Annotated in this window: 9 protein-coding genes; all 9 read right to left on the bottom strand. The window is 71.4% G+C overall.

From position 1 onward, the window contains the following. Positions 1-807: a GntR family transcriptional regulator gene (locus LLG88_04060; GenBank protein ID MCE5246081.1), complete on the bottom strand. Its 807-nt coding sequence runs from the start codon at positions 805-807 to the stop codon at positions 1-3. Between the two features lie 191 nt (positions 808-998). Next, a complete protein-coding gene (locus LLG88_04055) occupies positions 999-1829 on the bottom strand; it encodes an FAD/NAD(P)-binding protein (GenBank protein ID MCE5246080.1) in 831 nt (276 codons plus the stop codon). Continuing rightward, entirely contained in the window at positions 1826-2914 is a 1089-nt protein-coding gene (locus LLG88_04050) for a 4Fe-4S dicluster domain-containing protein (GenBank protein ID MCE5246079.1), read from the bottom strand. The genes LLG88_04055 and LLG88_04050 overlap by 4 nt, the downstream gene beginning before the upstream one ends. Beyond that, positions 2911-3780: a 4Fe-4S dicluster domain-containing protein gene (locus tag LLG88_04045; GenBank protein MCE5246078.1), complete on the bottom strand. Its 870-nt coding sequence runs from the start codon at positions 3778-3780 to the stop codon at positions 2911-2913. Before LLG88_04045 ends, LLG88_04050 begins: the two co-directional genes overlap by 4 nt. Beyond that, a complete protein-coding gene (locus LLG88_04040) occupies positions 3764-4258 on the bottom strand; it encodes a hydrogenase iron-sulfur subunit (protein ID MCE5246077.1) in 495 nt (164 codons plus the stop codon). The genes LLG88_04045 and LLG88_04040 overlap by 17 nt, the downstream gene beginning before the upstream one ends. 20 nt (positions 4259-4278) lie before the next feature. Beyond that, on the bottom strand, positions 4279-6297 hold the full coding sequence (locus tag LLG88_04035) for a CoB--CoM heterodisulfide reductase iron-sulfur subunit A family protein (GenBank protein ID MCE5246076.1): 2019 nt from the start codon (positions 6295-6297) through the stop codon (positions 4279-4281). A 3-nt stretch (positions 6298-6300) separates the two neighbouring features. Next, a complete protein-coding gene (locus LLG88_04030; GenBank protein MCE5246075.1) occupies positions 6301-7188 on the bottom strand; it encodes a CoB--CoM heterodisulfide reductase iron-sulfur subunit B family protein in 888 nt (295 codons plus the stop codon). Next, positions 7185-7742: a 4Fe-4S dicluster domain-containing protein gene (locus tag LLG88_04025; protein ID MCE5246074.1), complete on the bottom strand. Its 558-nt coding sequence runs from the start codon at positions 7740-7742 to the stop codon at positions 7185-7187. Before LLG88_04025 ends, LLG88_04030 begins: the two co-directional genes overlap by 4 nt. A gap of 186 nt (positions 7743-7928) precedes the next feature. Next, positions 7929-8139, bottom strand: a 211-nt coding sequence (locus tag LLG88_04020) for a hypothetical protein (GenBank protein ID MCE5246073.1), incomplete at its 5' end; no start/stop codon positions are given.

Here is an 8139-nt window from a genome sequence, read left to right as displayed (position 1 = left end):
TCACGGCCGCGCCCCCGCTCGGCCGCGCCGCGCGCCGCGCACCGCTTCCCGCGCCGCGCCCGCGCCCGCGCGCTTCTCCGCGCCCGCGCCCTTCGCCCCGTCCGCGCGCTTCTCCGCGCCCGCGCCCGCTTCGGCGCCCTGGGCGAAGTAGTAGCGGCGGACGAACCGCTCCTGCACCGCGAACGACCAATGCACGTCCCGCAGGTGGTCGGCCGCGCCGCGCGCGTCGCCGCGCTCGAGACGGCGTACGAACGCCGCGTGCTCGCACGTCGAGTTCCGCTCCCACTCCGGCACGAACCCCTCGCGCCGCGGCCAGTCGTAGAGCCGCCGCTTGCAGACGTCCACCTGGCGGCGCAGCCGCGGGTTGTCGCACTTGCCGAGGTAGACGTCGTGGAAGGCGAGGTTCCGCGCGTAGTAGCCGTCGAAGTTCCCCGCCGCGACCGCCGCCGCCATCTCGCGGTTGAGGAGCCGCAGCCGCTTCAGGTCGCCTTCGCCGATCCGCGGCGCGACGGCGAGCAGGGCCGCGCTCTCGAGGGCCCCGACGATCTCGTAGAGCTGCCGGATCTCGTCGAGGGTCAGCGCCTTCACCTCGATGCCGCGGCGCGGGAGGATCGCCACGAAGCCGTCGGCCTCGAGACGCAGCAGCGCCTCGCGCAGCGGCGTGCGGCTGACGCCGAGCGAGCGGGCGAGGGCGTCGAGGTCGAGGAAACCGCCGGGACGCAGTTCGCCGCGGTCCATCATCAGGCGCAGGTGGTCGTAGACCTGCTCGCGCAGGGGCCGGACGACGAGGGGAGCCGGTGCGGTCATCGCGCCTCCGGGGGATGGGGGACGACGTAACTAATATATCAGATATCAGAGCCGCGCCAGCCGCGGCGCCCGGGCGGGGAGCGCCGCGGCGCCGAGCGCGTGCGGCGCGGCCGACCGGCGCGCCGCGCGCAAAACGAAAAGGGCCGGCCTCGTCGGCCGGCCCCTCGCGCGAAGCGGCGCGCCGCCGCGGCTCAGAACTCCTGCGGCAGCTTGGCGATCTCGGCGGCGGTGAAGACCGGCCCGTCCTTGCAGACGTAGACCGGGCCGATGTTGCAGCGCCCGCACTTCCCGAGGCCGCACTTCATCCGGTTCTCTAGCGTCGTGTAGACGCGGTCGAGCGGGAAGCCGAGCTTCTCCAAAACCGGCAGCGTGAACTTGATCATGATCGGCGGGCCGCAGACGACGGCGTAGGCGTTCTCCGCGGCCGGCGCGGCCTCGCCGAGGACCGTCGGCACGAAGCCGACCTTGCCCTTCCAGTCCGGCGTCTCGCCGCCCGGATCGACCGCCGCGACCAGCTTGACGTCGGCGCGCGCGCCCCACTCCTCGAGCTCGCGCTTGTAGACGAGGTCGCCGACGCTGCGCGCGCCGTAGACGATCGTCACGTCCTTGAAGCGGTCCCTCAGGTCGAGCACGTTCCAGATCACCGCGCGGACCGGGGCGAGCCCGATCCCGCCGGCGACGAAGAGCATGTTCGACCCTTCCATCTTCTCCAGCGGGAAGTGGTTCCCGTACGGGCCGCGGAAGCCGACGACGTCGCCGACGCCGAGCTCGCGCAGCGCGGAGGTGACGAGGCCGACCTTCTTGAACGAGCACTCGATGTAGCCCTTGCGGGTCGGGGCGCTGGCGATGCAGAAGGTGCTCTCGCCCGCGCCGAACGCCGAGTACTCGCCGAACTGGCCGGCCTTGAAGTCGAACGCCTCCGCCTCCGCCGGGTCGGCGAAGGCGAGGCGCAGCGTGCGGGTGTCGATCGTCTCGTCGACCATCGACTCGATGCGCATGCGGTAGGGCTTGTAGATGTTCATCGGGCCACGTCCCCCGCCGGCGCCGCGGCGCGCGCGTCGGCGGCGCGCAGCGCTTCCAGGATGTCCATGCCGCCCGGGCAGACGCGGGCGCAGCGGCCGCAGCCGGTGCAGAGCGTCTCGCCGAACTTGGCCGGGTAGATGAAGAACTTGTGGAGCACGCGCTGGCGGAAGCGGGCGTTCTGCCCGGCGCGCGGGTTGTGCCCCGAGGCGTGCAGCGTGAACTTCGCCGCCTGGCAGGTGTCCCAGTTGCGGCGGCGCGTCCCGCCGTCGATCCCCTCCGCCTCGTCCACGATGTCGAAGCAGTGGCAGGTCGGGCAGACCGAGGCGCAGGCGCCGCAGCCGTGGCAGCGCAGGGCGATCGCGCTCCACGCCGGGTCGTCGAAGTGCGCTTCGAGCCAGCCGCGCGTCCGCTCGAGGTCGATCGGCAGGTTCGCCGCGACCTTCTCCCGCGCCGCGGACCGGCGCGCGTCGGCGTCGGCCGCCTTCGCCTCGTCGGCGGCGCCGAAGAGCGCCGCGTTGGCGTCCACGAGCGCCTGGCCGGCCTCGCTCGCGACCTCGGCGACGAAGCCGCCCGAAACCGGAACGAGGAGGACGTCGCTGCCGCGCGAGGCGTCGGGGCCGAGCCCGACGGCGGCGCAGAAGCAGCTCTGGTCCACCGGGCCGGCGCAGGCGACGGAGACGATCGTCGTCGCGCGGCGCCGCGCGAACCAGTTCTCGTCGCGGTAGTCCCAGTCCATGACCTTGTCCACGATCGGCAGGGCCGCGGCGTCGCAGGGACGCGCGCCGAGGACGACCGTGCGCGGGGCCTTCGGCGGGACGTCCACGAGCTCCAGACCGTCGGGGCCGCGCCGCCAGCGGAGCAGCGGCTCGGTCGGCGGCAGGAAGAACTCCTTGAGCGACCGGGTCGGAGACGGCGCGCCGATCTCGATGCGGAAGGGACGGTCGGCGGGGCCGGGAGCGAACTCGCGGTACTCGACCGAGCCGTCCGGCCGCGGGGCGGGGACGACGACGCGCGCGCCGCCGGCGGCGAGCGCCGCGGCCAACGCGTCGAACCCCTCGTCGCTGAGGAACAGTCGCGTGCTCACCGGATGAACTCCTGCGCGTCGTCGCGGCTGAACGTCCCGATCGGCGCGGGGACGGAAGGATCGTCGGAGGAGACGTAGCCGAAGCGGTCCTTCACGATCGCGGCCATCTTGCTCGTCAGGAGTCCGAGCGGAATCCCGACCGGGCAGGCCCTTTCGCACTCGTTGCACCCGACGCAGCGCCCGGCGAGGTGCAGGGCGCGCGAGATGTGCCACGACATGTTGCCGCGCGGGTGCGGGCTGCTCTCGATCCACTGCGGCTGGGTCTTGTCGGCGAGGCAGCGTTCGCAGAAGCAGAGCGGGCAGACCTCGCGGCAGGCGTGGCAGCGGATGCAGCGCGACAGCTCGCCGCTCCAGAACGCCCAGCGCTCGTCGGGGGTCATCGCGTCGAGCTCGGCGATCCGCTTCTCGCGCCGCGGCTCGGCGTGCGGCGGCTCGTGCGCCTCGCCGACGAGATGGTCGGCGAGGTGCGGCTCGCGCCGTTCGCAGCCGACGCAGCGGTCGGCGAGCGTCTCGCCGTCGAGCGTCGCGTCGTCGGCGTTCTTCGCCACGCCGGAGCAGCGGACGCCGATCACGACGACGTCCTCGCGGGCGAGCTGGCTCTCGCGGATCAGGCCCGCCGCCGCCGCCGCGTCGCACGGCTTGACGACGACCGCGACCTTGCCCAGCGGCTTGAGGTGGTTGCGCCGCGGGTTGAGGTAGGCGGCGAGGTTCTGCACGGAGCGGTGGTCGAAGACCAGCCGGTCCACGTCGTTCGGATCGACGACGAAGGCGGGGCGCACGCCGCGCGGCCCCTCTTCGTAGCCGACCACGCAGCCGACCGCCTTCTCCTCCAGCAGCCGGCGCGCGAGGTCACGGAGTTCCTGCATCGCCGCCTCCGTTCGCGTCCGGGGAGAGCCCCCGCCAGCCGGCGAAAGGCCCCAAGGCGCGCACCCGTTCGGTGGTCTCGTTGACGATCTCCGCCCACTTGCCCCCTTCCGACGCCGAGACCCACGAGAAGGTGAGCCGCCGCTCGTCCACGCCGAGGACCTTCAGCAGGTCGAGGAAGACCGCGAAGCGCCGCCGGGCGTGGAAGTTGCCGGCGTTGTAGTGGCAGTCGTTCGGGTGGCAGCCGCTGACGATCACGCCGTCGGCGCCGCGGTCGAACGCCTTCACGATGAACAGCGGGTCGATCCGCCCCGTGCAGGGCAGGCGGACGATCCGCACGTTGGGGGCCATCTGGAGCCGGCTCGTTCCGGCCAGGTCCGCGCCGGTGTAGGTGCACCAGGTGCAGACGAAGGCGGCGATCTTCGGCTCCCAGCCGGGCGCCGCCTGGGGCTGCTCGGCGGCCTGTGGCGTTGCGCTCATTCCGCTCTCCTCGCGCCGTATCAGAGCGCGTTGATCGCGGCGTAGATCTGCTCGTCGGTGAAGCCGAGCAGCTCGACGCTCTTCGACGGACACGTGGCCTCGCAGGTTCCGCAGCCTTGGCAGACGCCGCGGTTCACGCTGGCCACGACCTTGATCAGGTTCCCCTTGCGGTCGCGGATCTCCTTCCGCTCGACGGCCCCGAACGGGCAGACGCGCAGGCAGTGGAAGCAGCCGCTGCAGCGCGACTCGTCCACGCAGGCGACCGTCGGCTCGCGCTCCAGCTCCGCGTTGGAGAGGAGCCCGACGACCTTCGACGCCGCGGCGGATGCCATGGCGACGGCGTCGGGAATGTCGCGCGGCGCCTGGCAGGCCCCGGCGACGTAGACGCCGGCGGTCGAGGTTTCGACCGGGCGCAGCTTCGGGTGGGCTTCGTTGATGAAGCCGTACTTGTCGTACGAGACCGAGAGGGTCTGCGCCAGTTTCTCGATCCCCGGCTGCGGCTGGATCGCCGTCGCCAGCACGACCATGTCCACGTCCTGCACGATCGGCTCGCCGGAGAGCGTGTCGAACGCCTCGAGCCGGACCTTGTCGCCGGCCCGGTCGAGCTTCGCGACGCGGCCGCGCACGTACTTCGCGCCGTCCTCCTCGATCGCCCGGCGCACGAACTCCTCGTACCCCTTGCCGGCCGAGCGGACGTCCATGAAGTAGACCGTGGCCTCGCCGTCGTGGACCTTGTGGTGGTAGAGCATCGTGTGCTTGGCCACGTACATGCAGCAGATCTTGGAGCAGTACTCGATCCCCTTCGCCGGGTCGCGCGAGCCGACGCACTGCAGGAAGGCGATCGTCTTCGGCTCCTTGCCGTCGGAGGGGCGGAGGATCTTGCCGCCCGTCGGGCCGGAGGCGGAGGCGAGCCGCTCGAACTGCAGCCCGTCGATCACGTCGGGGATCTGGCCGTAGCCGTACTCGCCGTACCCCTTGAGCTGCGGCCGGGCCTGATCCTTGCCGATCGAGTAGAGCTGGTAGCCGGTGGCCACGACCACCGCGCCGACCTGCTCCTCGACGAGCTCGTCCTGCTGGTCGTAGTCGATCGCCTCGCGGCCGCAGGCCTTGGCGCAGAGGCCGCAGGCGTCCTTCTTGGCCCCGCGGGCGCGCGACTTGAAGAGCAGGCAGTTCTCGCGGTCGATCACCGGCACGTTCGGCACGGCCTGCGGGAACGGCACGTAGACCGCGGTCCGCAGCCCCAGCCCCTGCTCGAACTCGCTCGGGATCTTCTTCGTCGGGCACTTCTCGCGGCAGGCGCCGCAGCCGTTGCACTTGTCCTCGTGCACGCTGCGCGCCTTGCGCCGCACGGTGACCTTGAAGTTGCCGATGTAGCCCTCGAGCTTCTCCACCTCGGAGTAGGTCAGGAGCTTGATCCGCGGATGCTGGTAGACCTCGACCATCCGCGGGGTCAGGATGCACTGCGAGCAGTCGAGGGTGGGGAAGGTCTCGGACAGCTGGGACATGTGCCCGCCGATCGAGGGCTCCTTCTCCACCAGCACGACCTCGTGCCCCGCGTCGGCGATGTCGAGCGCCGCCTGGATGCCGGCGATGCCGCCGCCGATCACCAGCGCGCGGTGGGTAACCGGGATCCGGATCGGGTCGAGCGGCTGGTCGCGCTTGACCTTCTCCACGATCAGCCGCATCAGGTCGATCGCCTTCGCCGTCGCCTTCTCGCGGTCCTCGTGGATCCACGAGCACTGCTCGCGGATGTTCGCCATCTCGACGCGGTAGGGGTTGACGCCCATAGACGCCGCCGCGCGGCGGAACGTCTTCTCGTGCATCCGCGGCGAGCAGGCGGCGACGACGACGCCGTCGAGCCCCAGATCCTCGATCGCCTTCTTGATCCGCTGCTGCCCCGGGTCGGAGCACATGTACTTGAAGTCCTCGGCGTGCGCGACGCCGGGCAGCTTCCCGGCGGCCTCGGCCACCGCGGCGCAGTCCACGGTGCGGCCGATGTTCTCGCCGCAGTGGCAGATGAACACTCCCAGGCGGGCCATCGGTCAGGCCTCCGCGGGCGCGGCGGGCGCCGCGGCCGCGAGCTTGCGCAGCGTCGGGCCGGCGTCCACGAAGTGGCGCGCGAGCCCGAGCGTCTGCTCGTCGAGCCCCAGCGCGAGGCCGACGAGCTGCGTGAGGTAGAGGATCGGCAACTGCAGCGACCGCCCGTCGCGGGCCATCGCCTTCTGGCGGAAGTCGAGGTTCGACTGGCACATCGGGCAGGCCACGGCGACGACGTCGGCGCCGGCGGCCTTCGCGTCCTCGAGGATCTCGCGGCCGAGGCGGACGACCGAGTCCTGCCGCGACAGCGAGAAGTTGCCGCCGCAGCAGACGAGCCGCTTCGACCACTCGACCGGCTCGGCGCCGAGCGCGCGGACGACCTCTTCCATCGCCGACGGCCGCTCCGGGTCGTCGAAGTTCGTCGCCGCGGCCGGCCGCACGAGGAGGCAGCCGTAGTAGCAGGCGACCTTCAGGCCGGCGAGCGGGCGGACCGTCTTCTCCTTGATCGCGGGGCCGAGCTCGCGCATCGCCTGGACGAGGTTGATCACCTCGACCTTGTTGCCGAACGGCCGGTCGAGGACGCGTCCGACCTCGCGCGCGAGGGCGGCGTCCTCGGCGATCTCGTGCCGGGCCTCGGCGAGGCGGTTGAAGCAGGCGGCGCAGGGCGCCACGACCCGCTCCATCCCCTGTTCCTCGGCCAGCGCCAAGGTGCGGGCCGGCAGCGCCACGCCGAGCAGATGGTTGACCTGGTGCGCGGAGCTGGCGCCGCAGCAGGCCCAGTCCTTGATCTCGTCGAGCTGGAGGTCGAGGCGCCGCGCGACCTCGCCCAGCGATTCGTTCAGCTCGCGCGCCGTGCCGTGCAGCGAGCAGCCCGGAAAGTAGCCCAGCTTCATCGGCGTTCCCCTTCGAGGCAGGCGGCGAAGATCCGCCGGACGTCGTCCATCCCGCGGACCTTCTCTCCCGCGAGCGGCAGCTTGCCGCGCAGGAACATGCCCGGAGCGGAGGCGGCGTCGGAGAAGAGGTCCAGAGAGCGCGTCTTGTAGGCGACGACGAGGCCGACCTCGTGGATCCGTCCGCGGCCCTTGATCTGGTCGAGGAACGCGCGGTGGAAGGCGGAGACGGCGCGCGGCGCGGCCTCGCGTCCTTCGCGGCGGCCGATCTCGCGCAGCGCGTCGATGATCCGCGCCGGCTCGACCTTCTGCGGGCACCGCGAGGAGCAGGTCTCGCAGGTCAGGCAGAGCCAGATCGATTCGTCGTCGAAGATCCGGTCCCGCTCGCCGCGCATCGCGAGGCGCATCACGTCGTGCGGGCGCAGCGTCATCTCGCGGGCCATCGGACAGCCGGCGGAGCACTTGCCGCACTGGTAGCAGCGGGCCGGATTGAGGCCGGTCAGGGCGCGGATCTCGGAGGACAGAGTCTCCGCGACGTCGTGGGCGGTTGCGTTCATAGCGCTCTGGACTCCCTGTTCACGACAGGCGTCGGGGTTTTCGATAACAACACTAAATGCTAGCAGGGCGCCGCGCCATGAAGGGAGAAGCGGCCTCTTCCTTCCGCCGAACTTTCGTCCAATGCGCGAAAAAAAGCCGGGAACGGATGACGTTATCCGCTCCCGGCGAGGAGTTGTTGCCCGAATTTAGAACTTGTAGGCGGCGCCGACGGCGACGACGACCGGCTTCGGGTTGAACCCCGGCGCGCCCGACTGATCGATTTCGGCCTTGAGGTCCATGTACTCGACCGACGCGGTGAACGACCACTTCGGGTTGATCGGGACGTCGAGGCCGGCCTTCGCGCCCCAGGTCAGCTGGTTCTTGTAGTCGGTCGAACCGAGCTCGAAGTCGGAGCTG

Source organism: bacterium (assembly GCA_021372775.1).
GTDB lineage: Bacteria > Acidobacteriota > Polarisedimenticolia > J045 > J045 > JAJFTU01.
This window is presented reverse-complemented; position numbering and strand designations above follow the sequence as displayed.

Coding starts and splice junctions, on each gene's coding strand:
- LLG88_04060 (MCE5246081.1), bottom strand. CDS start 807: ATGACCGCACCGGCTCCCCTCGTCGTCCGGCCCCTGCGCGAGCAGGTC.
- LLG88_04055 (MCE5246080.1), bottom strand. CDS start 1,829: ATGAACATCTACAAGCCCTACCGCATGCGCATCGAGTCGATGGTCGAC.
- LLG88_04045 (MCE5246078.1), bottom strand. CDS start 3,780: ATGCAGGAACTCCGTGACCTCGCGCGCCGGCTGCTGGAGGAGAAGGCG.
- LLG88_04040 (MCE5246077.1), bottom strand. CDS start 4,258: ATGAGCGCAACGCCACAGGCCGCCGAGCAGCCCCAGGCGGCGCCCGGC.
- LLG88_04035 (MCE5246076.1), bottom strand. CDS start 6,297: ATGGCCCGCCTGGGAGTGTTCATCTGCCACTGCGGCGAGAACATCGGC.
- LLG88_04030 (MCE5246075.1), bottom strand. CDS start 7,188: ATGAAGCTGGGCTACTTTCCGGGCTGCTCGCTGCACGGCACGGCGCGC.
- LLG88_04025 (MCE5246074.1), bottom strand. CDS start 7,742: ATGAACGCAACCGCCCACGACGTCGCGGAGACTCTGTCCTCCGAGATC.